We start from the raw sequence: 26,828 nt of genomic DNA, 5'->3' as shown, positions 1-26,828 counted from the left end.
TAATTCTCTATGTCACTGGATATCTCTATCATCTTCCTTTACCTCGCCATCATAGTAGGGCTGGGATTCTGGATCTCAAAGAAAGCTTCCAAAAATATACAGTCTTATTTTTTGGGAGATAATAACATAAAGTGGTACTGGCTGGGATTCAGTAACAGCAGCGGCATGTTTGATGTCAGCGGTACGGCTTTCTATGTGGCGTTATTATTTGTGTATGGTTTCAAGGCGGCGTGGCTGCCCTGGCTATGGCCTATCTGGAATCAGATTTTTGTAATGGTGTTTCTGGCCATCTGGATACGGCGGAGCAACGCCATGACCGGAGCCGATTGGATCATCAAACGTTTCGGTGATGAGCGTGGTGGCAGGCTGGCACATATTATTGTAGTGTTGTTTGCGATCGTGAGTGTAATCGGGTTTATAGGATATGTGTTTGTTGGGATCGGAAAATTTGCGGGCAGCATATTGCCCTGGGATCTGAGTAATCCGCTGCTGAGCAGCCAGCAAACCTATGCGGTGATCATTGTAACGCTGACAACCCTGTATACCGTGAAAGGTGGTATGTACAGCGTGGTGGCAACAGAGGTGTTGCAATATGGCATCCTGCTGGTGAGTTGTGTTTTGGTGGTGGCTTATGCGGTGCACGATGTGGATTATGTTTCGCTGCATCAGCGGCTGCCTGAAGGCTGGAGCCATTTCTGGCCTACCTGGAAACTGGATGTGAACTGGAACGATTCGTTCCCACAGGCCAATCAGAAAATAAACGCCGATGGCTTTACCTGGTTTGGTGCGCTGGTGATGATGATGATTGCAAAAGGCGTGTTTTCCAGTTTGGCTGGCCCTGTACCAGGATTTGATATGCAACGTATCCTCAGTGCGCGCAAGCCGAAAGAAGCAGCGATGCTTACCGGCTTCACCAACCTGGTACTGTATATTCCGTTGTTTATGATGGTAAGTGCATTGACGCTGATCGGGATCAATTATTTTATGGCTGAATTGAAAGCGCAGCAGCAGCCCGACTTTGAAGTGATACTCAGCAAAGTGGTAGGCGGTTATCTGCCTGCCGGAGTGAGAGGCGTTGTGCTTGCTGGCTTGCTGGCATCTTTCATGAGTACTTTTTCTGCATTTGTAAATGCAGCGCCAGCGTACCTGGTGAATGATTTCTACAAAAAATATTTCAGGCCCAATGAAGCACCCGGACATTATGTGAAATGGAGCTATTTCACTTCCGTGGCGGTAATCGTTACCGGCTGCATTTTTGGCCTGTTTGCAAATTCATTGAGCTCACTCACCTTGTGGATTTCTTCAGCGCTATATGGCGGCTATGCCGCAGCCAACGTACTGAAGTGGATATGGTGGCGCTTTAATGGATACGGTTATTTTGCAGGTATGCTCACCGGGCTTATCTCTGCTACATTTGTACCGCAGCTGATGGCGTATCTGGCTACTAACTGGTTCCCGGAATATGCCGGCCTGTTTGGCAGTGGTATCGGCACGCTGATCTCCTTCTTCGTTATTCTCGTATTTTCTATGACGGGCAGCATCCTCGGATGTTTGCTGACCCCGGCTCCGGGCCGCGACACGCTGACTGCCTTTTATATGGATACCCGTCCCTGGGGCTGGTGGAAGCCTGTAGTTGCCTGGGCAAAGAAAACAGATCCCGGGTTTATGCCTAACCAACAGCTGAAATGGGATATCTTCAATATACTGACAGGTATCTGCTGGCAGATGAGTATGGTGATTATGCCGATATGTTTTGTATTCGGTTATTTCGGGAAAGGCTTCCTGTCGATGGGAGTATGGATTGTTTGCATGATTACGCTGAAGTTCACCTGGTACGACCGGCTGCATATCACAGCAGGGGAGAGCCCGGCGCCTGCACGCGTACATCATATCGCGGCTGCTGCCGAAAATATAAACACAGAAAATTAGTATAAATGAAAATTACCGGAACTTTCCTGGATGAGATCAGCCACGACATTCCTCATCAGAACTGGGGCCGCGCCGAGTGGCGGAAAGATTTTGAGCACATGAAGGCTATTGGTATCGATACCGTAATACTGATCCGTGGCGGTTATCGCAGGTTTATCACCTGGCCATCGGCTTACCTGATGAAAACTTATGGCTGTTACAAACCACCGGTAGACCTGGTGCAGTTGTTCCTGGAGCTGGCCGATGAATTCGGCATGAACTTCTATTTCGGATTATACGACAGCGGCATGTACTGGGATACAGGCGATATGCAGCACGAGATAGACAGTAATCGTTTTGTGATCGATGAAGTTTGGCAGAAATATGGCCACCACCGCAGTTTTAAAGGATGGTACCTGAGCATGGAGATCAGTCGTAAAACGAAAGGAGCAGCTGCGGCTTTCCGTACGTTGGGCCTGCAATGTAAACAGGTGAGCAATGGCCTGCCCACATTAATATCGCCGTGGATAGACGGAAAGAAAGCCGTGATGGCAGCATCATCCGCACTTACCAAAGAAGATGCCGTATCACTGAAGGAACATGAAAAGGAGTGGAGCGAAATATTCGATGGCATCCGCGGAGCCGTAGATGCAGTGGCATTCCAGGACGGACATATCGATTACAGTGAGCTGGAAGATTTCTTCCGTGTGAACAAGACGATGGCTGATAAGTATGGATTGCAATGCTGGACAAATGCGGAAAGCTTTGACCGGGATATGCCCATTAAATTCCTGCCTATCAAATTCGAAAAGCTGCGGCTTAAGTTGGAAGCGGCCCGCAAAGCGGGATATGATAAAGCAATTACGTTTGAGTTCTCCCATTTTATGAGCCCACAATCGGCATATTTGCAGGCGGGGCATCTTTATAACAGGTATCGGGAATACATGGAAACGTTTTAAGAATTAGGAATTTCTAATCATTGGTGTCCGGGGAAAAAAAGAAGTCAATGAATAAAAACGGGGACAATCGTCCCCGTTTTTTGGTATTTTCAAGTTACCACACTTAAAAAAAGTACCATGAGTAAAGGTATATATTTTACCGGACAGCCGATATTTAGTCAGTTACTTTCTTTTATTCCCAGACCGCTGGTGAACAAATTAGCCATTCACTATCAGGCAGATCGTTGCTGTAAGCGATTCAAGACCTATGATCATCTGGTGACGCTACTTTACAGTATAATTAATCAGTGTAGCTCCTTGCGGGAGGTTACTACAGGCATGCTGGCCTGGGAGCACCGACTAGCCCATCTGGGCATCACCCATCCGCCCAGAAGGAGTACTATTTCTGATGCCAGTATACGTAGAGGTACAAAAGTTTTTGAAGCCATCTACCTGGAACTATTAAAGCGGTATGGACAATTTTTACCGGACAGCCGGCCGGCAAAACTGGCATCAAAACTTTATCTGTTTGATTCTACCACTATCAGCCTGTTTCAGCAGATATTAAAAGGGGCAGGTAAATCTGATATGGATGGAAGACGCAAAGGCGGTATTAAAGTACACACTTTAATGAGAAGCGATCAGGATGTACCCTGTATGGTTAGATTCAGCGCTGCTGCCAAAGCTGATGTTTCCTTTCTTAAAAAAGTGGTGTTACCTGCCGGGTCAATCCTGGTATTTGATAAAGGATACAGAGACTATAGTGCTTATAACACTTTGGATGAAGGAGCCATTACATGGATAACCCGTAACATCGATAGTTCCATTCATACAATTATCGAAGATCGTCCCATCAGTGAGTCGCAGGTAAACAAGGGGGTTTTAGCTGACCGGGAAATTGAGTTAGGACATAATCATAATAAAAAAAATGCTAAGGTAAAGGCCCGACTTATTACTTATAAGGACAAAAAAAGCGGCCATATCTTTGAATTTATAACTAATGATTTTCATCTCAAACCTGCTACTATAGCTGATTGTTATCATAAAAGGTGGCAGATTGAATTATTATTTAAGCGGCTAAAGCAAAATTATCCCCTTAGATACTTTCTGGGAGATAGCCCCAATGCTATTAAAATACAAATCTGGTGTGTAATGATTGCTGATCTTATTCTTAAAGTAATCAGCTCTAACTACAAATGCAAATGGTCCTTTTCTAATCTGGTTAGTATGGTCAGGCTACATATGATGACTTATATGAACCTTAAAGCCTTTATCACGGCGGCCGAAAAAAGCCTTTTAGACAGGTTCAATCAGTATAAAGCTAAAGATTCTCCGCTTTTGCTATTTGCCACATAGGGGCCTGGAACTTTAAATATCCCTTTTTTGAACCTTTTATGCCCGTAAAACCTAGGCTTTTTGATCAAGCCTAAGTTTTACCGGACACCAGTAATTTCTAATTACTGGTGTCCGGTAAATATATACCTTTACTCATGGTACTTTTTTAAAGTGTGGTAACTTGAAAATACCGAAAAACGGGGACGATTGTCCCCGTTTTAATTCATTGACTTCTTATTTTCCCCGGACACCAATGTCAGATCAGCCACGGCGTTTCTATCAATGTTCCGGCGTACCAAATAGTAATATTTCCTTTACTGCTACACGACTACTTTCGGGTTTAATACCAGTAATAACATAGCGCACATGTTGTACATGCTGACGATTAAATGGTACTGGCTTGTAATCTTGTCCGCTTGACAATTTATCAGCGCTTACAACCGTCCACGTTACTCCATCCGCCGAAGTTTCTACCCTGTAAGTGTACCAGTCGCTGTCTTTTCCCCAGAAAACCTGGTTTCCTGTTAACGAATAAGTTTTGCCGAGGTGAAGTGTGATCGCCAGTGGAAATGCGTCACTGGGCGCAGTCCAGCCGCTGAAATTATTACCGTCTGTTAAACTGGCGGCGCCCGGCGGATTAACCAGATCATTAATAACGATCGTTGCATCTTTCAACAGGATTTCTTGCTGCATACTGTCCTGGCTGGTTTTCGCCGTAGATTTGGAATAAGTACGTTCATAGTCACGCACCCATTTCGAATGGGGGGCATCTGGTACTATTTGCGTAGTGCGGGCCCGGGTTTTTATGATTTTTACGGCGCCTTTCAAACCTTTACATTCGGCTGAGATCCTGATATCGCCCGGCATATCAGCGGTTTTTATCAGGGCATATCCAATGCCCCCTTCGGTATGTTGTACAGCAATTTCTGCTGAAGGAATATTACCGCCTGCAAGATAACCGGCCCCCGTAACATGGAGTTTGATTTCATAGGATTGTCCTGCTTCGGTATTGGTGACAATAGTGTTATTTTCATCACATACTTTGATATATACGGGGATCATGTCTGATCCGTCGGCCACAGGCTGTAGTGTGGGTTCGGGTATTGAAATTTCTAATTGCCTCGCTGTTTTCGGAGTACTGATGGTGTGTTTGCAAACCAGCTTTCCATCCAGCCATCCTTCCGCACGTAGTATGCCCGGCTCGTAGCTGCCTAACGGGAACGCATATAGGGGACTTCCTCCTTTGGCCGCAACAAATGGTGCGGTAACCGCATTAGCGGAGCGCGTTTTCATACCAACAGGTTTGTTATTGCGATATAACATCACGGTGTCGCAGTTGGAAAAAACAACGATGGTAGAATCCATATCCGGCAGGTTATTGTAGCTGGCGATGAATATCATGGGGCCGTAAGCTTTGTTCCGCGCCGATTGCATGGATTGCAGCTGATAATAACTGAACTTTTCGTACCGGTCCATATCTACTACGCCGCTGAAAGCAGTTACCGGATCGCTGCCGCGGGTATAGTCGTTGTAGCTCCATACGAAGTATCCGCCGATGCGAGGGTTTGCATCCAGCCGGGCATGATCCCAGTATCCGCCGTGTTCTTCGCTGGTTTCGCCGTTCAGTGCCTGCTGACGGAGTATGCATTGATTGATCAGGCCACGGGCAGTATATTTCCTGGAGGCGCGGAGCCCATTTTCTTTTGCCGCATCGGCCACCCAGGTATCACCCCATTCGCGGGTGAGCGAAGGCTTGCCGGGAGCGGGATCTGTCATATCCGGATTGACGAGTTTATAGAAAACGTCATAATGATCACGGCTGCGTTGGTTATAGTCATCAGCAGTAAACATCTGATCGCCTGGCATTTCTTCATGCGCTATCCGTACGGCTTCCTGCATCCAGCTGGCAGGTGTAGGCGATTCGTTCAGCGATGTTTCCCAAAGGAATACGGAAGGATGATTCCGGTCGCGACGAATCATTTGCCTGATATCACGGAATGTTCGTGTCTTGAAAGTACTGTCATTGCTATAATATTGCCAGCCAGGCTGGCATTCGATAACAAGCAGTCCCAGTTCGTCGCATGCACGCAGGAAATCCGGCGACGATGGATAATGCGCTGCGCGCACTGCATTGAACCCGCCTTTTTTGAGCTGCAAGGCATCCCTGTATTGCATGGAAGCTGGCGCCGCATCTCCTACGTAGGGGTATACCTGGTGCCGGTTTGCTCCTCTCAGGTATAACTTTTCTCCGTTAATATAAAAGCCGTCCGCTTTTCCATCCGGCGATGTAAATGAAATAGTACGGATACCGGTTGGAGTAATGCGTTTATCGATCGGCATTTTACCGTCATATACAACTGATTCCAACTGATACAAATAAGGATGGTCCGGATGCCAGAGAAATGGTTTTATAATATTAAGTTGTTGCCTGAAAGTGGTGTTTGCTTTTCCGTTTATGATGATGGTTTGTTGTGCGGAAGCTACTACCCGGCCGCTTTTGTCGATCAACTTTGTAAGCAGCATGGTTTTAGTTGCCTGTGAGCCGGCGTTAACTACCTGTGTATTTACCAGCAGTGCTGCTTTTTCGCGGGATACATTTTTACTCAAAATAAATATACCGCCTCCTGCAATTTTGTTAGCTTCCAATTCATCAGAGATGTGCAACGGATGAGTAATAGAGAGGGATACATTTCTATAGATGCCCCCATAGTAGTTAAAATCCAGTGTCAGCATTTTCTTGCCCGGCGGTGTATGTGGATTGTCGAGGTTGGAAACTTTCACTGCCAGTATATTTGATTTGCCGAAGCGTACTTTGCCGGAGATGTCCAGACCAAATCCCATATATCCTCCGTGGTGCTCGCCCAGTTTTTCTCCGTTCAGATATATTTCGCAATCCATCTGAACGCCTTCAAACGAAAGGTAAAGCCGGTGGCCATCCCAACGTACAGGCGCAGTGAAATGGCGGCGATACCAGCCTGTTCCCTGATATACTTTGCCTCCCCCGTTATGTTTAGGCGTAATCCCCATTACATGAGGAATGCTGACACCTTCCCAGGAGGAGTCGTCGAAATCTGTGGCGGCAGCATCCGGGACATCCTGCTGGCAAAATGCCCAATTGCTGTTCAGGTCCAGCGTTTGTCTTAACGGAATACGAGACTGTGCACTACTTCCGGCGGATATAAACATCAGCAGAAAAAGATACTGCAACAAATAGCCGATTAATTTCTTTCGTGAATTTTTCATGTTCATGCCATTCTGAATTTTTCTGATTATTGCTCCTGTGTTAATTTTTTAAACGCATAGGTTACAGGGTTGTTCAGGATTTTATCTGATCCTGCAGGATAGTAACAAGTGGCAGGCAGAGGAAAGGAATGCCCGAATGGAAGCGATGGCACGCCGGGTGTTTTCCAGTGCCGGGTTGGTTTTTCCTCCTGGTAACATACAGGAAGAAGCGCATCTGCTTTCCAATACAGGTAAGTGGTGATCCTTACAATGGGTGGCGGCGGCCGCTAATTCTCCACTACCCGGAACCCCTGATTGCTAAACGATGCGCGTTTATTAACCCGGCCAATATCCACGGAGTTGAAAAAAGAGCAGGAGCGCTTACTGCACCACCAGGATCCGCCCCGGGCATGCGCCAGCGTAGTACTCTCATCGGGCTTTATCTTCCCGGAACAAAATTCAAACACATTACCATATACGTCATACAAGCCCCAGGGGTTGGGCTTGAAACTGGCTACAGGCGATGTATACATATATCCATCGGTGCTATCGGCTTTCAGGTGATCGGGCCCATGCCAGATATTAGCATAGGGGCTAATGTTGGCTTTCCTGTCTCCAAAAAAATAATCAGTAACCGCACCAGCCCGGGAGGCTATTTCCCATTCTTCCAGAGTAGGCAGCCGTACATCGGCCCAGTTACAGTAGGCTACTGCATCGTTGTAACTGATGCAGGTGACCGGGTGATTCATTTTATTGTCGATGCCACCCTGGCTTACGCCGTTGGGATAACGCCAGTACGCGGTGCTGTCGTTGTTCCATTCAAATTCTGCCAGTCCGGGTACAAACACCAGCGCATCATGCTTTTTTTCAGCATCAGTGACATACCCGGTAGCGGCAACAAATGCGGCAAATTGCCGGTTAGTGGTTTCGCAGGCAGCGATGTAGAAGCTATCGACCTGCACCTGCCTGGCAGGATTCAGCAAATGCCCCTTTTTACCGATATGGTATGTTCCTTTCGGCACCAGTACATATCCGCAGGGCGATTGCGCCAGGCAGGTGTGTATACACAATATCAGCAATAGCAGGCTGCTAGCCTTTCTTTGGAAGTCCATCGTAATAGGCAGTGGCCCGTTGAATGATAAGATCTTCGTTTGCCTGGTTGTAATTCAGGTAAGCATCGTAGCTGCTTTGTTCGCTGGTGTATAACTTCTTATAGGATGGCGACGACATAAAAGGTGCGTATTCTCCTTTTACCATGAGCAACATCAGGAGGGTAAGTATGTCGTGGTCTTTGCGTTCTTTTTTGTAAGTGCTGATCAGCAAAGGGATCAGTTCCCGGCCGTTGGTTTCACTGATGGCCAGTTTGTAATTCACGCCTACCCGGCTGCTTCTGGCAATGGAAGCGCTTAGCAACGCAATAACAGAGTCGCGGTTGGAGCTGAGAAAATTCCGCTGGCGCTGGCTCCAGTTGGCCTCTCCAAAGGCATCCGGCAGTTCCGCGAATATTTTTTTCTGCTCGTCCTGTATAGGCGGCCGTGCATCGCAGTTCTGACTGTAAGATTCCGCGTGGATCATGTGATAGGTGAATTTCTCACGCAGGCTCAGCGCCATGTACTCCTTCTGTGGCAGTACATTCTGGCCGTCGTCGGCTACAGGGGTTTTCTCCAGCAATGCCGTTACTTTGGCCAATCCATCCGGTGGACGGCTCAGTTTAAGACGGTACTCATGATATGCCTGGCTTTCCTTGCTGGCGTCTTTCCATTCGGTTTCTTCCTGGGCAAAACAAACGGTGTTAACAGCTACGAGCGCAAACAGCGCAGCGATCTTTTTCATATGTTAAAATTGGTGATTGAAAATCGACGGAAAGATAAAGCAGGCAGTGGTATTTGCCAAACATTTCCCTTGTGCGAAAGTTATGTTAAAGCCGGAAAAAGAGCGGAAAATTGCCCGCACGGAACGCAGGGCACAGCAGAAGAGACTGCCAGTTAACCTTATTTAACACGGCCGTAAGAACTTCTGGTGTTAAACCTTGTTAGATCTGTAGTATCATTTTATCCGGCACTGTAACTACTGATCATTGTGAAATTTTAAATGATGCAATCATGAAAAAGTTAATTATTTCGTCAGCTTTTATTATCGCGACCATCTCCCTGCATGCCCAGTCCGATAATCCCGTTTTTGCCATGAATAAAAAAGAAGCGCGCAAAGAACGGCATGAGCAAAAGATCACCCTGAGGAAATTGGAAGGAAAAGATATCAGCACGGCAGCAAAAAATCAGTTCAACATAGATTTTGGAAATGCGCGCAATGTACAATGGTCGCGCGATCTCTATTTCGATAAAGCCACATTCACAGATCCACAGGGCAACGAAATCTCAGCTTATTACGATTATGGCGCACAGCTGGTGGGTACGCTTTCGCCGCGGAAATTCAGCGACCTGCCTGCAAAAGCCCGACAGGAAATAATAAAGCACTATACTAACTATGAAAAGGCTCCGGTTATTTTCTATGATGATAATGAATACAATGATACCGATATGATCCTTTACGGGCTGCAGTTTCAGGATGAAGATAATTATTTTATTGAACTGGCAGATAAGAAAGGCAGGCCCATTGTATTGAAGGTTACACCGGGAGGAGAGGTGAGTTATTTTACGGATATGCCGGTGAAGAATTAAAATATTATTATCCTATAGGTTTTGTAGACTATAAACTATATTTTTGCATTTAAACAAGGGAACCAACCATTTCCGAAAAATATTACATTTGTAACATCTTGGAATTAGTATCAGCCATAAAACAGGGGGACGAGTGGTCTTATGAGCAGGCTTATATTACCTGCCGGGATAAGGTATTTTACTACTTCCTCAAAAAAACAAGATCTGAGGAAGATGCCCGCGACCTGTTGCAGACTACCTTCCTGAAACTATGGCAATACCGTGGTTCGCTCAATGAGCAATATTCCCTCGATCAGCACCTGTTTAACATTGCCTACACCGTTTATGTGGATGCATGGAAGAAACAGCGCAAAGCCACACGGATTGGGCATACGCTGAACGAAAAAGTTCCCCTTGAAATACAACTGCAAGACCCTGCGGAGGAAAAAGATACCCGGCAGCGGTTATATCAACTGCTGGATCAATTACCTCCTGAAAGAAAACAGGCTTTTACGCTGCACCGTCTGGAAGGATATTCTTATAAGGAAGTAGCCCTGCAGCTGTCTATCTCCGTAAAAGCCGTGGATAACCACATTGCCCGGGCGGTGAAACACCTCAAAAAGTACTTTGCATTCCGTTCTTTTTTCCTGTTCTAAAAAAATTTTCTGTTAGCTGAGGAATTTACCCGTTAGCTGCGTATTACTTAATACAATGAAGCTACCCGGGAAATTTATAAAAAAGCATTTCGGAAAACCACAGGAACCTGCTACTCCTTTGCCCAGCCGGCAACAGGAGCAGGAAGAATGGGATAGCATAGAAGATACAGCAGAAAAGAGCGGGGATTTCTGGAATGACACCTGGGAGAATATCCGGCAGCAGCGGAAGCGGAGCGCTATTGTGCGGAGGGTAAAACAGGCTGCTGCAGCTGCTTTGCTGGCAGGAATGGTGGCGGGCAGCTGGCAATTGTGGCAATCTGGCCATACGGTTCATAAAGCGCCGGTAGTAGCCATAGCGGAATGGAAAACGGTGAGCAATAGTACCAGCGAAGCAATAGCCGTGCTGTTAGACGATAGTACCGCAGTGACCCTGTTTCCGGCATCAGTACTTCGCTACCAGCCAGGGTTTCCGGAGCAGCAACGGGCTATACAGCTGGAGGGCACCGCGCTTTTCGATGTAAAGCAGGATCCACGCCGTCCCTTTACGGTATCAGGAAATGGGATCACCACTACCGTGTTGGGCACCGTTTTTAAAATGGTGGCAGCCGGGAATAACAGTACCGCTGTTTACCTGTATAAAGGCAAGGTGATGGTGAAATCGGCAGATCCGCTGCGGGTGAAGCTAAACAAGGATTACTATCTGGTTCCCGGCGATGTATTCAGCTACGACCAGCTCAAAGGAATAGCTGCAGTAGTTAATCATCTCCCGAAAACAAACAAGCGGCAAAATACACAAATTACAGATGCAGGAGTGGCTAACTGGTATATGTTCGACAACCAGGAACTGGCTCAGGTTTTAGACCAGCTGTCTGCCATCTGGAATGTTCCGATATATTATAATCCCACCGACCTGAAAGGACTGAATTTTATAGGCAAAATAGAACGCACAGATTCTCTGGGGAATGTTTTGAAAGATATCGCATTATTGAACAATCTGATTGTCGTAAACAATGGAAAGCACTATATCATAAAGAAACAGCCGGCTACCAGCCGCCAGGCCCGGTGATTAATGGTTCTGGCGTTGGTTGCTGCTTAGCAAAAACCACCAGCAATAATTGTTGAATTCCACCAGCAGCAATAATTGATACGCATGCATAGCAATTCCGGACATGCTATGCCGGCTCCCTAATCTCTAAATCTTAAAATATCAACAGTGGCAAACAGATTCAGTTTATCAACCAGGATCGGGTATGTATTGTATGCCCTATTACTGTGGTGCTACTCACCACTCTATGCACAAGAGAAAACAGGCAGCGTTAAAGGAATCGTCCGGAATGAAAACGGAGAAAAACTTCCTTTCGTCAATGTGGTAGCCCGCAACTCGCTCACGAACCTCAGCAGCGGCGCACAAACAGATTCCGCCGGCGTATTTGTTTTCTCCCGGCTACCGGTAAACGGCACTTATTCTTTCGTGATCACCTGCATAGGTTATGAGCAGGAAACCTTGCAGGGATACACCCTGAAGCCGGGCGAATCCACCTCTATTCTGGTCAGGCTGAAAAGCAGCACGGCTGCACTAAGCGAGATTGTAGTAGTAGGATATGGCACGCAGAAAAAAAGTGACCTCACCAATGCAGTAGCCCAGATCAAAGGCGCCGATATGGCCCGCCGGCCTGTATCGAATATACAACAGGCGCTGCAGGGCCTCGCCCCGGGTGTTACAGTGCTCGACAGGGGAGGCGCTCCGGGCACCTCTGCTGCTACCATCCGCGTAAGAGGGATCACCACTTTCAATATCAACAACAGCAGTACCAGCGGCTACGACCTCGGCAAAAATGACGCGCTGGTAATTGTAGACGGTATCGAACAACGCATGCAGGATATCAATCCCGATGATATCGAATCCCTTTCTGTGCTGAAAGATGCTGCCTCTACGGCTATTTATGGTTCCCGCGCTACCAACGGGGTTATACTTATCACCACCAAAAGAGCCAAAGCCGGTAAACTTACAGTCAACTACAATGGCTACTATGCCTGGCAGAAAAGTATCAACAAACCCAGGATGATGGATATTGAATCGTATATGCGCGAACAGGTGGTAGCTTATACCAACGCTGGTGTAGCGGTGCCGGCGCGCTTTACAGAGGCATCTATCCAGCAGTACGTGAACGCCACCGACCGGTACAAATACCCGATGCCCAACACCTGGTTCAGCACCATGCTCAAAACAGCTCCGCAGCAAAATCACAGCATCTCTCTTGCCGGAGGTAATGAAGTGATCAAAACGAGAATGAGTGTAAGATACCAGGATCAGCAGGGGATCGTGGAAAACTATAGCAGCAGGCTGAATGAAATGCGGCTGAATTCCGATTATAATCCGGCTAAAACCACGCTGCACTTTGGTGGCGATCTTAACTATCGCAATAACTACAGCGTGGCGCCTACGGTAGCTCCCTTCAATACCATGCTCCACGGCTCGCTCTGGGCAGTACCCAAGTATCCCGATGGAACCTACGGCCTCAGTACCCAAGGCAACAATCCACTGATGTTCGATGAAATAGGAGGGCTGTCTAAGCAGAATATAGATTACTTCACCGGTAGCGTCAAAGGCGATGTGGAACTGCTGAAAGGACTGCGCTTTTCTTCTCAGTTCGGCGCCCGTCTGATGTTCACACAACAAAAGAACTTCACCAACTCGTTCACCAACACCGATAAAAATACCAACATCACCAAAACGGTGGCAAATAATAGTTTAACGGAAGTGCGCAACTCGCTGAAAGAATATACCTGGAACAACCTGCTTACCTACGAACACGACTTCGGTAAACATAACCTGAAAGCACTGGCAGGTTATTCCCAGATCGACAACCGCCAGAGTTTTCTCAGCGCTTACCGCGAGCGTTTTTATAACAACGATATCACCTCTATCGGACAGGGCTCTAACGACGGTACTAAAAGCAATTCCGGCAGTGATGTGGAATATGGCCTGCGCTCTTATTTCGGCAGAATCAACTACGCCTTTGCTGAAAAATACCTGCTGGAAGTGAATGGGCGCTACGACGGATCTTCCCGCTTCGCCGGCAGCAAACGATATAGCTTCTTTCCTTCCTTCTCCGCAGGATGGCGCGTTTCACAGGAAGGTTTCTTCCGCCCGCTGCTGCCGGTAGTGAACGATCTGAAGGTTCGCGGCTCCTACGGAAAAACAGGTAACCAGTCGGTAGACCTCTACAGCTATTACGATGCACTCACCGCTACCAGCTATACCTTCAACGGTGCGCCTGTGCAGGGGTACCGTCAAACTACACTGGCAAATACGAACCTGGGCTGGGAAAGCACTACCCAGCTGGATCTGGGACTGGATGCAGCTTTCCTGGACCATCGCCTGAGTGTGACGGCCGATTACTATCGCAAACTGACCTCCGATATTCTGCTCAACCTCGATATCCCCGCTACCGTGGGTTTGAACGCACCTCCGCAGAACGCCGGTTCAGTAGAGAACAAAGGGGTAGAGATCAACATCAACTACAATAGCAAAAACACCGGCGCATTCCGCTACAATATCGGCGCTAATTTCAGCTATAATGAAAACAAAGTAACAGATCTCAAAGGTACCGGTCCGTATATCACCGGTTCGGATATAGATCCCCGTTATATTATCAAAGTAGGGCTGCCTATCAATACCCTCTGGGGATACCAGACTGCCGGCCTGTTTCAGACCCAGGATGAAATCAGTAAATATCCTACACTGGCCGCAAATAGCAAGCCCGGGGATGTGAAGTATGTAGACAGAAATAATGATGGAAAGATAGATGCCAACGATATGACCAATATCGGGATATCGTTCCCCAAGTATACTTTCGGACTGAATGCAGGTTTCCAGTACAAGGGATTTGAACTGAACCTGCTCATACAGGGGGCTGCCAAAGTAGATACCCGCCTCGCCGGCGCACTGGCGGAAATGGGAAACCAGGAAGGATTTACACATCAGATCTATGCCGGCAATTATTGGACACCTGAGCATACCAACGCCCGTTTCCCACGTCCTATCAAGTACGATCTGCGCAATGTGGCTACATCCGACAGACTGGTGATCGACGCTTCTTATGTAAGGCTGAAGAATGTGCAGCTGGGATACCACCTGCCGGAACATATCAGTAAAAAAGCACTCATCAGCAGATCAATGATATATGTATCGGCTACAAACCTGTTCACTATTTCAAAACTGAATGAGTGGAACCTCGATCCGGAGGCAGAATCGGGCAGAGCGGTGTATTATCCACAAACCTCCCTGTTTACAGTTGGACTTAATCTGCAGTTTTAATGTGCGAAAAACGAATGAATATGAAGGCAATTAATATAAGTGTTTATCTCTTGCTGTTAGTGCTGCTGGCGTCTTGCAGTAAAGATCTGCTGGATACCGTACCTACAGACCGTTTGTCGGTGAACCTGTTCTGGAAATCGGAGGCAGATGCAAGGCTGGCTGTCAATGCACTTTACCTCGACCTCGATTCCACGAACATCCTCTCTATGGATGCGTTAACAGACATCGGTCATACGAATCAGAATTTCGATGTACAGGCATACATTGAACTGGGTACGTATGATCAGTCGAGTGCCAAAGTGTATGGCGAATGGAAGAATGCCTACAAAGGTATCCATGCCTGTAATTATTTTCTGGAGAATGTAGACAAAGTAACATCTTCCAATACCACCCTTATTAACCAGTTTAAGGGAGAAGCCAAAACGCTGCGGGCTTATCAATACATCAAACTGGCCGCGCAGTTCGGGGATGTACCATTGGTCACAACTTCCATTACGCTGGAGCAGTCGCGCGTCCTGACCCGCACGCCGGTAAAGGATATTTATGATTTCATTGATAAGGAGCTGACAGATGCAGCATCGCTGCTGCCGGCCAGTTACAGTGCCGCTGATAAGGGGCGCGTAACCAAAGGCGCAGCCTGGGCACTGAAAGCCCGTGCAGACCTCTACGCAGGCAGATATCAACTGGCGGTGGATGCGGCTACCCAGGTTAACGGCCTTGGCTATACGTTGTACAGCACCTACCAGAAGTTGTTCTCCTACGCAGCAGAAGGAAATCCGGAGGTGATCCTCGACAGGCAGTTCATTAAAGACAATCTGCCTAACAACGTATTCAGCATGATGGCGCCTTACAGCCAGAAGAACGGCAACAGTACCTACGTGCCCACGAAGGCGCTGGCAGATCTGTATCAGACGAAAGACGGTAAGGATATCAATTCTCCGGGCAGTGGCTTCGATCCTTATCATCCCTACGATAACCGTGATCCACGGCTACGCTACAGCCTCTTCGTGGAGGGTGATATACTTCCTTCCGGCATTGCATTCCGTCCGGCTCCCAACAGCGGTACGGCAGATGCTATCGGTAGTACTTACATTGCATCTACCACCGGATACAATCTGAAAAAATACATCAACCCGGAAGACTATGCCAATCCAACCAACTGTGGTATCAATATGATTTTGTTGCGTTATGCAGAAGTATTGCTTACGTATGCAGAGGCGAAAATAGAGCTGAACCAGTTGGATCAGAGTGTGTATACTGCCATCAATACGGTGCGGCAACGAGCGGATGTAAATATGCCGGCATTGCAGCCGGGGCTTACACAGGCACAGCTGCGGGATGCGGTTCGTTATGAACGTACCGTGGAACTGGCTTTTGAAGGATTGCATTTGTATGATATACGCCGGTGGAAAACCGCAGAGAATGTCATGAACGGACCGGTGTATGGCATTACCTGGAACAATAACGGGCAGTTGACAACCGTGCAGGTAGTATCATTTAACCGGGCGTTTGATAAATCAAGACATTATCTCTGGCCGGTTCCGCAGAAAGAACGGGATCTGGACCCGAATCTGTCACAAAATCCTAACTGGTAATTTCTCGTTATGAAGCAATATATCTTTGGTTTACTGGCGGGGCTGGCCATTGGTGCAGCTCCCGCCGCACAGGCGCAACAGCAAAGGCCCAATATCATCTTTGTGCTCACGGATGATATGGGCTACAGCGATCTGAGTTGCTATGGCAATCCGCAGATCCGCACCCCATTCCTGGATCATATCGCCAGCGAAGGGGTGAAGTCGACCGGCTACATGGTCACTTCTCCTTCCTGCACACCTTCCAGGGTCAGCCTGTTGACCGGGCGTTATCCTACCCGTTCCCAGCTGAATTTCCCGATACCTCCCGGTTATAAAATAGGGTTGCCCGATGAGGATGTAACGATTGCTGAAATGCTGAAAACGGTGGGATACAACACCTGCATGATCGGTAAATGGCATCTTGGAGATATCAAGCCTTATAACTTCCCTACAGCGCAGGGCTTTGATCATTACTTTGGTTTGCTGTACAGCCATGATTACCGTTATCCGTATGTAGTCACAGATACCGTATTGAAAATATACCGCGACAGAACGCCGGAAATTTTCCATCCGGCTGATACTTCGCTGACGCAGTTATACACGAAAGAAGCGATCAGGTATATACAGCAACAGAAAAAAGGTCAGCCATTTTTCCTGTACCTGGCGCATAATATGCCACATCTGCCTGTAGCTGCTTCTAAAAAATTCAGGGGGCAGTCGCCCGGTGGTTTATATGGGGATGTGATTGAGGAGATAGATACCAACCTGGCCGAGCTTTGGAAAGCGCTCGAAAAGCAGGGCCTGGCAGATAATACCATTTTGTTCTTCAGCAGCGATAACGGTCCGTGGATCGATTTTCCACCACGTATGGCAGGCGACAGTGTTACCAAACCCTGGCATGTAGGCAGCACGGGTATTTTCCGTGGTAAGAAAGGGGAAACCTATGAAGGGGGCCATCGTGTACCCTTTATTGTGTATTGGAAGAATCATGTGCCAAGAGGTAAAACCATCCCCGATGCGTTTACCAGTATGGACGTATTGCCCACCATTGCTCAATGGGTAAATGCGCCACTGCCCGCCGGCAGAACACTCGACGGAGAATCCGTACTCGACCTGCTTACCGGTAAAAAAGAGCATATTCAGCACCAGCCCATCTACTACGTAAATAACGGCATCCCGGAAGCCATCCGGGTGGGCGACTGGAAGTTCCGTCGTATCGCCAACAAAGCTACCGGCGAAAAAACCGTTGAGTTATTTAACCTCGAATGGGATGTTCGCGAGCGTACCAACCTGGCAAAGGAGTATCCTGAGAAGGTGACTGCGCTGGAGCAGTTATTGGATAAGTATTCGGGGAATAGTGCGGATTAGAGAATTACGAATGGGGAATTAGGAATTACGGATCAAAGCGAAGGCCTTCGCTTTGATCTGTAATTCCTAATTCTTTATTTCCTTATCTTTCCATTCTCAATCCTTTTTTATGAAAAACACTATTCTTGTACTTACCCTCGTCCTCGGCATGTTCAGTGCTGAAGCCCAAAGGGTTGCACCTGATGTGATCAAAACTTCCCGGGGAAATCTTAATATACAACCGATCGAGCATGCCACTTTAGTGCTGACAACTGCAGGCAAAACAATTTATGTAGATCCTACGGCAGAAGGTAAAGAGCGCTATAAAGGGCTGGCGGCCCCGGATATAATTGTCGTGACCGACATTCATGGCGACCACGCAGATCCGGCCGAGATCAGTGCACTGAAAACAGCGGCTACTATAGTGATAGTGCCTCCGGTGGTAGCGGAGAAGCTGAAGGATATACCTGCGGACAGGCTGGTGATCATGAAGAATGGGGATACCAAAGAAATATCAGGTATTTCGTTTACAGCTATTCCCATGTATAACCTTCCGGAAAGTGCAAATGCCATGCATACCAAAGGCCGTGGAAATGGTTATGTGATAAAAACAGGCGGTAAAACCCTGTACATTTCAGGAGATACCCAGGGTATTCCTGAAATGAGGGCACTAAAGAATATTGATGTGGCGTTTGTATGTATGAACCTGCCTTATACAATGGATGTTACCGAGGCGGCAGATGCCGTGCTGGCATTCCAGCCGAAAATTGTATATCCCTATCATTACCGCGGTAAAGGCGGGCTCAGTGATGTGAATAAATTTAAAAGTCTTGTCGAGGCGGGTAAGAAAAATATTGAAGTAAGACTGCGGAATTGGTACTGATAGCTGTTCTTGTTTAATCTTTCTTTATGAGCGACAATAAAATCATTTGTCCAGGCTGTAAGCTGCATTTACCGGAGCAACAGCTGGCCCCTTCTGAGCGGTACAATGCTTCCGGCGAATGTCAGGAGCTTTTTAATGAGTTATCCGGTCGTACTTTTTCTTTCCGAGATCCCGATTTTCATCATCAGCTGGCGGTCGACGCTTATGGGGCACAGCATTCAGGGGGCATTTCGCGCGGCATTACCACTGCCTATGCCCTGATAGGGTTGTATCTGACGCTTGAATGCGGGTACACCGGAAAGCAGGTGCAGCATATTCACAGCATTATAGCCAAGCAGTCATGGACAGCGCCCGCTTTGCCCGTTCAGGCCGGAACGGTGACGGTGCAGGAAGTATTGAAAGCCACAACAGAAGACGGATTATATGCGGCCATGAAAAAATGGGGACAGTCGGTATGGGACAGCTGGGCCGCTCACCATGCCTGGGTGAAAGAGCAGGCAGCTCCATACATTAAATAGAACAAATAAGATATTTGTATAGTTTTGCGCCCTGTTATGAAATTATCTTCTTTTTATGAATTGCTGCTGTTGCTGGTAACGCTTAGTGTCGTAGCGATTGCCTGCATCAAAACACGCAAACTCACTGTACCAGCCGCATTGCTGGCAGTGTTCATGGCTTTTATAGCCTGTTTTTGCGCCGGTTACGGCGGACCAGTACTGTTGGCCACCTTCTTTGTGCTGGGCGTGAGTGCCACCGCCCACAAAAAACATCTGAAAGAACCACATGCCGAAAAAAGAAATGCTGCACAGGTATTTGCCAATGGCGGCGTAGCTACCATTATGGCTGTTCTGGCCTTCGTGAACCCTGATCTGGAAAGTATGTATCTGATGATGATGGGTGCAGCGCTGGCGTCGGCAGCCGCAGATACGGTGTCGTCGGAAATGGGAATCCTGTATGGACGCCGTTCTTACAATATCCTGACCTTTAAGCCGGATACCCGCGGGCTGGATGGTGTGATCAGCCTGGAAGGTACCTTATGGGGCGCCGGCGCTGCGGCCGTAGTGGCCCTGGTATACGGAATCTGTTATGGAATGGACGAACTGGTAATCTGGGTGTTCATAGGCGGAGTACTGGGAAATATAGCCGATTCCCTGCTGGGAGCTACCCTGGAACGAAAGAAAATTGTAGGCAACAATACGGTGAATTTCCTGAATACACTTATTGGCGCCATCGTAGCAATGGTATTATACCTGCTTTAATATTACCAGATAAATAAAAAGGCAGCTTCTATCCGGAGCTGCCTTTTTTGTTTTTACAACAACTGATGCCTGATTATAGCAAATAATTATGGTTGTAAATGAACAAGAAAGACAAATTTATTGTTACTGATTGAAATAATCTCCCTGAGATATTGATGAAGGCGGGGAATAGCCCCATTACGTGATCCCTGCCCGCTTTTATCGGAGAGAAGATGGGGTAGCATTATATTAAGATTGTCAGATTTACTGTGTTCGTGAACCCGGATCCAATGGTTGATTTGTATTCCTAACTTAATTATCCCGGATGAAAATGGCCTACTCACCCAGGTGCCATTTATAGCACATTAGAACAATATTCAGACGTCGTGAAAGAAAGCTGTATGAATAGTGTTGACCACTGCGATAAAAATATTCATGATTTTTAACAGATCTCCTATGGGTTTGAATTTTAAACCAAAATTGGCGCTGTACCTGATACTGGCAGGGTTAACAGGACAACCGCTTCTTTCCAGTGCCCAGCAAAATTTACAATTCAGCCAGTATGTGTTTAATATGCTGAGTGTAAATCCCGCCTATGCAGGTTATAAGGAAGACCTGTTCCTGAATGCTGTTTACCGCAAACAATGGGTTAATTTTCCCGGCGGCCCTCAAACAGGGGGCGTGTCTGTAGATGGGGCGCTGAATGCCTCAAAAGATAACCGGGTTGGCCTCGGGATGCAGATCATGTACGATAAACTCGGCCCCCAGGATGCTACCTCTATTTATGGAATGTATTCCTACCGGATCCCGCTCAATGCCGACGGCGACAAGCGTTTATGCCTTGGGGTAGGGGCCGGCGTAACACAGTATGCCCTCGATGGCCAGGCCATGAAATACAATGATGCCAACGACCCGGCTATTCCTCTCGGAAGGGCCTCAACCTGGGTACCGGATGCCCGCTTCGGTGTTTACTACTATACCTCCAGGTTTTATGCCGGCGCCTCCGTCATGGACCTCTTCTCCCTGTATACCGATGCCTCCCGGTATTACTGGCAGGGGTATCAGTATCGGACCATTCGGAAAACCCAGCACCTGTATGTGAATGCAGGGGCCGTGTTCAATTTCTCTGAGAACCTGAAGTTCAAACCTTCCATACTGGTGAAAGAAGATTTTAAAGGGCCTACCAACGTAGACCTGACCGCTATGTTCCTTATTGCCGACCGGCTATGGGCCGGCGCTTCTTACAGAACAGGTGTGAAACTCTGGAGCAAACCTGCCCTGGATCCCGCCCTGGAACAGTTGGATGCGGCCAGCATCATCGCCATGTTCAATATCACCAATCAGCTGAGAATAGGATATGCCTACGATCTGACCATCAATAAAATGGCTTCTTTCCAAAGTGGATCTCACGAAATATCCGTTGGCTTCCTCTTCCCCACACGAAGGGACAGGGTGATTAGTCCGAGATATTTCTAACAGCGGTGTTATTTTAAACAGATACTATGAAAAAATATGCAGGTGTAATTCTATTCTTCTTCATACTCACATACACAAACGCCCAGGAACAGTTATCACTGGATAAACAGGCTGCTATTGCATTCGATAAATACGATTATGCACGGGCCGCGTCACTTTATGAGCGCATAGCAGCGAAGCAGAAAAGCAAAACCACCACGCTGATCCTGCAACGCCTGGCCGATTCATACCGCTATATTAACCAATATGAAGCAGCGGCCAACTGGTATGCCCGCCTGCTCGATAAAACAGATGCCCCGCCGGAAACCAGTCTTTACTATGGCGATATGCTAAAATCACAGGGCAAATATGCCGCCGCCAAAGCGGCCTATGCCCGTTATAACAACAGCTCCAAAACCGCTAACAGAATAGCTGGCTGCGATATGGCTGCCGAGTGGATGCAACAACCTACGCCGGTTTTTATCCGTAATGTAGAAAGACTGAACACCGGCGGGGCTGATTGGGGCGCTACCCCCTACCCGGGAGCCATCGTGTTTGTATCAGATTCTCTCTACCGGCATCAGCTGGATGATGGCAGCCGCTATAACAAAAATCTGTATGGCCGCACCCGCCGCGACTTTCAGCATCTTTATACAGGTGATACCAGTGCTTATGGAGATGTATTCATCAGCGATTTTTCTCCCGCATTTAACTCGTCGCGCTACCACGTAGGGCCGGCAGCATTCGATAAAGCATATCGCACTGCCTATGTAACCATGACCAATCCCAACCGACGTATCCCTGCAGTGAAAGACAATAAAGTGAAATATGGCTACCGGCGCCTGGAACTCTATACCTCGCAAAAAGACAGTTCCGGGAAATGGAGTCAGCCGGCAGCATTTCCCTATAACAAACCGGATGAATATTCCCTGGGACATGCCACATTGAGCAATGATGGTAACGTGCTTTATTTCGCGGCCGATATGCCGGGAGGGCAGGGCGCAACGGATATCTGGTATTGCGAAAAACAACCCGATGGCAAATGGGGCGCTCCCGTGAACTGCGGGCCATCCATCAATACCAGCGAAGAAGAAGAGTTTCCCACAATGGCTCCTGATGGCACGCTTTATTTTTCGAGCAAAGGCTGGATAGGTATGGGAGGATTCGATATCTTCCGTACTACCGGTAGCCGCAGCCAATGGGCCACTCCGGAAAATCTTCGTTACCCGGTTAATTCACCGGGCGATGACTTCTATTTCGTAACAACACCCGGTGGAACCTATTTTGCTTCCAATCGCCCCGGTGGTAAGGGCAGCGATGACATTTACAGTATTACTACACCTGAAGCATACACGCTGCAGAAGATGACTCCTGCACTGGTAATCCCGTTCACGGGTACGGTTTGCCCATCTCTCAACGGGGCCTGTATTTATATTTATAACAAGCAACGTGGTATTGGCTGGTGTTTCGTTGGGGAACCGGGAAGAGAGATTAATCTTACGCTTGAAAAGGATACTGATTATGAGATCCGCATTTATTCCGGGGATCGGAGAATGAATACTATTGAGTTTAATACCCGGGGTATGAAAGAAGGAGAGGTGTTAAGGAAGGAGATATGCAGGTAGCAACCCTTACCTTTGCCGGCATCTACAACATAGCCATAGGCACATTTCCGTACTTAACCGTCAACCTGTCACCATTGCAGTATTGAGCGAGCTGATGACAGAAATTGCAGCTCACGGCGGTTTTACAGCTACCATTATTTACCGGAAGAAGATATAACAACGCTACTCTCCATTCAGCTGCATCTCCATTTCCAGGAGTTTGCTTCCGCCTGCCAGGTCGGCAGCAGCATCAGGGCAGAGTATCATACCCAGTGAATTCATCATCTTTTGGGCAACCCGGTCAATGTCTTCTGTAGTAGTGCTTAAAAATGGGGCCTGATTCTTTAGCCGCTCTATCAACATGTTTTTCTGATTCACAGAAACATCTACCAGCTTGTTGATACGTTCTACAGCTGCCTTGTATAATTCGTCATAATAAAAAAGCATGTTCATAATGAAACCGGCGTTTTAGTACGACTCAAAAGTATGTTTTACCTTATAATCCTCGTTATATGAAAATCTTATAACCCATAAGTTATACTTATGAGGTAGGAAGACAATCCGCCGTGCTGGCGGATTCATGAGTGGAGCGTTGTGTTGGTGCTTCCTGAAGCAGAAAAAACGCTTCCGGTTGAAAATATAAAAGATCAGGTTTCATAAATAGCCCTGGCCATTTTGATAAACCGTTTGTTCAGATCGCTGGTTTCGCCTTTGCGCTGAATGAAATAGAAACTGCGATCTATCTTCAGCCCGTCGAAATGCAGGATCGTAAGCTCTCCATGTTGCAGCTCTTTTGCAATGGAGCGTGTGGAAAGAAAGCCTACACATGCAGATTCCAGCAGGAAGTTCTTGAGCGCTTCTGTACCACCCAGGCGTACTTTGATATTCAGATCGTTCAGGCGTATCCTGCTTTTCAGCAACCCTTTTTTTAATGCTTCCAGGGTACCGCTGCCCCGCTCGCGGATGGCTACCGGCATCTGCAGGATATCTTTTACTGAATAGTTTTTTTTGCGCGCCAGCGGGTTATCCTTACTGCAAACGGCCACTATATGATCTTTCAGGAATGGTTGGTAGGTGATATTGCTGAGTTGCCCTTTTTCTTCCGTGACACCGATATTTATTTCCTTGTCGAGCAGGGCCTGTAGCACGATTTCGCTGTTCCGGTTCAGCAGTGTGATATCTACCAGCGGGTATTCCCGGTGGAATGCCGACATTACTTTGGGCAGGATGTACAGTGCTGCGGTGGTGCTGGCGCCGAGGTTCAGCACACCGGTAGCCTGTTGCTGGTCGTGTATGACGGAAATATCGAATTCAGTTTCCTGTTGTATATGCCTGACCGTGAGCAGGCGGTTATAAAGCAGCTGGCCGGCCTCGGTCAGCTCGATCTGCAACCCTTTACGCTCGAAAAGTTTGGTTTTATATTGTTCTTCCAGTTCTTTGATGTGCATGCTTACCGCTGGTTGGGAAATGAACAGTGCCTGGCTGGCTTTGGAAAAGCTTTTCTGGTGGGCTACTTCCATAAAAATCAGGTGTCGGTTAGATAACATGCTGCATGGTTTTACGGATGATATTCAATTTCACGCCTGCGGATAAACTGTATTTTATCCTGAAAGCCCGTCACGTGATTGTTCATGATCTCAGTTTTCTCAATCCAGTTGTGCCGTTCATCATATTGATGATGATAACGGAAGATGGTTTGGGCAGGAGTCCCGTCACTCCAGGTTCTGCGGGAGATCTGTTCCGTTAGCTGGCCATGTTCGTCATACCGGAATGTTTTAACGCTGTCGGCTGTGCCCTGTCCGAGCGCAACAGTGCCTTTGTATACAGTCTCCTCCAACAGCTGCTGGCGGGGATTGTAGGCTCTCACTGTAATATCCATCAGGTCTCCATATGCGGAATAGTACACTTTTTCCGTTTTACTGCCATCTTCTGCAACGGTGGTAGTGGTGTCCCATTGTTCGTTATAGGGATCTGTTGTTTCCAGGGAAACCGGCTTGTCGTTTTCCAGCTCCTGTAACACCTCTCCGTTTTCGTCGTACAGCGTTTTCCAGGTGCCGCTTTCGTAATAGGAAATACTTTCTCTCAGCGCGCCATTCTCATAATAGTTGTTGTGGTAAACCGGCTTGCCGCTTGCAAGAGAAAGCGTTTCTTCCCGTAATACGCCGTTGTTGTCGAAAGTATAAAGCAATATCTTTTCAGGCTGCCCGTCGCTCAGCCATGTTTCCCATTTTATAAGATCGCCCCTGGCGTTGTAAGTCGATTGTTGTGAGCCCAGACAAGTCCCCTTTTCATCAAAAGTGCTGTATTTCATCCGGTAAACCGGCCCGGACAGCTCATCCTCGCGGATATTTTTTTTCATATCTCAATATACAACATAATGTGCCACTGCGGCCACATTCATGTGAATGTCAAACCTGTTGCAGGCAGATGGTGTAGCTTGTATAACGAAACTTATTAGAGGGGGAGGATTATGAACAGATGTACTTAATGGTTATCTGAGAATGGAGCGGAATTTTTATTCCGCTCCAATTATTGTTATCAGCTAGTAGCTCAGCCTTTCCTTCTTATCGAATCGCATAATAAGTCCCCATCCGTAGAAATTGTTGGCTACGCCCACCAGGAGCTCATTATCGCCTTTATTCAACGGTAGCTCAAAGGTAGCGTTATCAACAGTACAGCGTCCGTCGGGGACCTTTGCAATGGGCGAGCCGTATTGATTTTTATCTACATACACCAGCTTGCCATTCAGTAATACCCATACATCGTCGCTGAAACCCATATTGATTTTCCTTACCTGCGCGGTATCCGTTTGGATGTTGGTTTTCAGCCACACCAGCCGCCGGGTATCACTCTTACCAAATCGCCGGGTGAGATTAATGAGGCCCATTCGCTCAGCCTGTATGGTGTTCCAGGTGGTGGTTTTGCCAGGGATGTATGTCTTGCTGAAATCAACATCGGCGGGTACCGATATCGGTTCGCTGAGGAACCATTTACGCAGATAACGGGGATCGTTATCCGTAATGTCAACGCCTTCCTGCGGAATGAGTCCCTCTGTTTGCCCGGGCTTTACCACGAGGTTGGCAACGATGGCCCTGCCGTTGAACCCCAGGGTGCCATGTTTACTGTCACTCTCCAGGTAAGGCACCTGCAACACCGGATGCGTGCTATCGTTCACGTATACACGTAACTGCCTGCCGGAAACCACCAGCTTCACATGATTCCATTGGTCCATATACAAAGAGGCGGCACTCTGGTACTGGTACATCATATCCCACAGGTTAATGCCGCCAATATAGGGCGTATACTGCACGGCATCTCCATTGCCCGATTCGCCGCTGCGGAAATAGAAACATTCTGTTTCCATCGGGTTCTGACGCCGGAAGAAAAATAAGGTGAACATCCTGTCACGGGGTACTACGTCGTACTCTATTGTACCATCCTCAAAGTCGAAATTCTTTAGTATGGCCGTATCGCGCGGGCCATTTACTTCAAGGGCCGGCGTAGATTTGTACTCCAGGAAGCTGACCGTGTTCGGTTGAAAATCCCAGGCGGCAGCCTCCATAGGTATCCGTATAACGGCTGCTTTTCCGGTGTTGGAGGAATGCTTTTTCTGCGCCACCGATACTAGCGAAAAAAGGCAGCAGAAAATAGTGATAATCGTTTTTGTCATGACCAGAATTTTTAATTTTA

Annotated in this window: 21 protein-coding genes; 14 read left to right on the top strand and 7 right to left on the bottom strand. The window is 47.6% G+C overall.

Annotated elements, in window-relative coordinates; all coding sequences use genetic code 11:
- Positions 1-9 precede the first annotated feature (9 nt).
- The 3 genes from UNH61_RS22335 (at position 10) to UNH61_RS22325 (ending at position 4,202) form a co-directional block, all read left to right on the top strand.
- Positions 10-1,929 carry a sodium:solute symporter family protein gene (locus UNH61_RS22335; protein ID WP_326994226.1) on the top strand — a complete coding sequence of 640 codons (1,920 nt, stop codon included), beginning with the start codon at positions 10-12 and terminating at the stop codon, positions 1,927-1,929.
- A 5-nt stretch (positions 1,930-1,934) separates the two neighbouring features.
- A complete protein-coding gene (locus UNH61_RS22330) occupies positions 1,935-2,867 on the top strand; it encodes a DUF4434 domain-containing protein (RefSeq protein WP_326994225.1) in 933 nt (310 codons plus the stop codon).
- A gap of 117 nt (positions 2,868-2,984) precedes the next feature.
- Complete coding sequence (locus UNH61_RS22325; RefSeq protein WP_326992991.1) at positions 2,985-4,202, top strand: IS4 family transposase; 1,218 nt, start codon at positions 2,985-2,987, stop codon at positions 4,200-4,202.
- A gap of 258 nt (positions 4,203-4,460) precedes the next feature.
- On the opposite strand, the gene UNH61_RS22320 is transcribed toward UNH61_RS22325, so the two are convergent.
- The 3 genes from UNH61_RS22320 to UNH61_RS22310 form a co-directional block, all read right to left on the bottom strand.
- Complete coding sequence (locus tag UNH61_RS22320; RefSeq protein WP_326994224.1) at positions 4,461-7,430, bottom strand: glycoside hydrolase family 2 TIM barrel-domain containing protein; 2,970 nt, start codon at positions 7,428-7,430, stop codon at positions 4,461-4,463.
- A gap of 260 nt (positions 7,431-7,690) precedes the next feature.
- Positions 7,691-8,515 carry an SUMF1/EgtB/PvdO family nonheme iron enzyme gene (locus UNH61_RS22315; protein ID WP_326994223.1) on the bottom strand — a complete coding sequence of 275 codons (825 nt, stop codon included), beginning with the start codon at positions 8,513-8,515 and terminating at the stop codon, positions 7,691-7,693.
- Complete coding sequence (locus UNH61_RS22310) at positions 8,493-9,236, bottom strand: hypothetical protein (RefSeq protein ID WP_326994222.1); 744 nt, start codon at positions 9,234-9,236, stop codon at positions 8,493-8,495. The genes UNH61_RS22315 and UNH61_RS22310 overlap by 23 nt, the downstream gene beginning before the upstream one ends.
- 269 nt (positions 9,237-9,505) lie before the next feature.
- Between UNH61_RS22310 and UNH61_RS22305 the strand changes: the two genes are divergently transcribed.
- The 11 genes from UNH61_RS22305 to UNH61_RS22255 all read left to right on the top strand — a co-directional run bounded on the left by UNH61_RS22305 (position 9,506) and on the right by UNH61_RS22255 (position 23,159).
- Positions 9,506-10,081, top strand: coding sequence for a hypothetical protein (locus tag UNH61_RS22305; protein ID WP_326994221.1), 576 nt, complete (start codon positions 9,506-9,508; stop codon positions 10,079-10,081).
- A gap of 98 nt (positions 10,082-10,179) precedes the next feature.
- Positions 10,180-10,716, top strand: coding sequence for a sigma-70 family RNA polymerase sigma factor (locus UNH61_RS22300; RefSeq protein ID WP_326994220.1), 537 nt, complete (start codon positions 10,180-10,182; stop codon positions 10,714-10,716).
- A gap of 55 nt (positions 10,717-10,771) precedes the next feature.
- A complete protein-coding gene (locus UNH61_RS22295; RefSeq protein WP_326994219.1) occupies positions 10,772-11,782 on the top strand; it encodes a FecR domain-containing protein in 1,011 nt (336 codons plus the stop codon).
- 147 nt (positions 11,783-11,929) lie between these two features.
- Positions 11,930-15,037, top strand: coding sequence for a TonB-dependent receptor (locus UNH61_RS22290; protein ID WP_326994218.1), 3,108 nt, complete (start codon positions 11,930-11,932; stop codon positions 15,035-15,037).
- Between the two features lie 20 nt (positions 15,038-15,057).
- Positions 15,058-16,632, top strand: a complete 1,575-nt coding sequence (locus UNH61_RS22285) for a RagB/SusD family nutrient uptake outer membrane protein (RefSeq protein ID WP_326994217.1) — start codon at positions 15,058-15,060, stop codon at positions 16,630-16,632.
- A gap of 9 nt (positions 16,633-16,641) precedes the next feature.
- Entirely contained in the window at positions 16,642-17,979 is a 1,338-nt protein-coding gene (locus tag UNH61_RS22280) for a sulfatase (RefSeq protein WP_326994216.1), read from the top strand.
- Between the two features lie 109 nt (positions 17,980-18,088).
- Positions 18,089-18,841: an MBL fold metallo-hydrolase gene (locus tag UNH61_RS22275; protein ID WP_326994215.1), complete on the top strand. Its 753-nt coding sequence runs from the start codon at positions 18,089-18,091 to the stop codon at positions 18,839-18,841.
- A gap of 26 nt (positions 18,842-18,867) precedes the next feature.
- Positions 18,868-19,359, top strand: coding sequence for a DUF5946 family protein (locus UNH61_RS22270; RefSeq protein WP_326994214.1), 492 nt, complete (start codon positions 18,868-18,870; stop codon positions 19,357-19,359).
- Positions 19,360-19,395: 36 nt separating this feature from the next.
- Complete coding sequence (locus UNH61_RS22265; protein WP_326994213.1) at positions 19,396-20,100, top strand: DUF92 domain-containing protein; 705 nt, start codon at positions 19,396-19,398, stop codon at positions 20,098-20,100.
- A gap of 435 nt (positions 20,101-20,535) precedes the next feature.
- On the top strand, positions 20,536-21,555 hold the full coding sequence (locus UNH61_RS22260) for a type IX secretion system membrane protein PorP/SprF (protein WP_326994212.1): 1,020 nt from the start codon (positions 20,536-20,538) through the stop codon (positions 21,553-21,555).
- Positions 21,556-21,581: 26 nt separating this feature from the next.
- On the top strand, positions 21,582-23,159 hold the full coding sequence (locus UNH61_RS22255; RefSeq protein ID WP_326994211.1) for a hypothetical protein: 1,578 nt from the start codon (positions 21,582-21,584) through the stop codon (positions 23,157-23,159).
- Between the two features lie 162 nt (positions 23,160-23,321).
- On the opposite strand, the gene UNH61_RS22250 is transcribed toward UNH61_RS22255, so the two are convergent.
- The 4 genes from UNH61_RS22250 to UNH61_RS22235 form a co-directional block, all read right to left on the bottom strand.
- Positions 23,322-23,591: a hypothetical protein gene (locus tag UNH61_RS22250; protein ID WP_326994210.1), complete on the bottom strand. Its 270-nt coding sequence runs from the start codon at positions 23,589-23,591 to the stop codon at positions 23,322-23,324.
- Positions 23,592-23,785: 194 nt separating this feature from the next.
- Positions 23,786-24,685 carry a LysR substrate-binding domain-containing protein gene (locus tag UNH61_RS22245; RefSeq protein WP_326994209.1) on the bottom strand — a complete coding sequence of 300 codons (900 nt, stop codon included), beginning with the start codon at positions 24,683-24,685 and terminating at the stop codon, positions 23,786-23,788.
- A gap of 11 nt (positions 24,686-24,696) precedes the next feature.
- A complete protein-coding gene (locus UNH61_RS22240; RefSeq protein WP_326994208.1) occupies positions 24,697-25,497 on the bottom strand; it encodes a hypothetical protein in 801 nt (266 codons plus the stop codon).
- A 183-nt stretch (positions 25,498-25,680) separates the two neighbouring features.
- Entirely contained in the window at positions 25,681-26,808 is a 1,128-nt protein-coding gene (locus UNH61_RS22235; protein WP_326994207.1) for a hypothetical protein, read from the bottom strand.
- Positions 26,809-26,828: the final 20 nt, after the last annotated feature.

The sequence above is a fragment of the Chitinophaga sp. 180180018-3 genome, assembly GCF_037893185.1.
Taxonomy (GTDB): Bacteria; Bacteroidota; Bacteroidia; order Chitinophagales; family Chitinophagaceae; genus Chitinophaga.
Note: the sequence above shows the minus strand (reverse complement) of the source record. Positions and strands in the feature narration are given on the sequence as shown.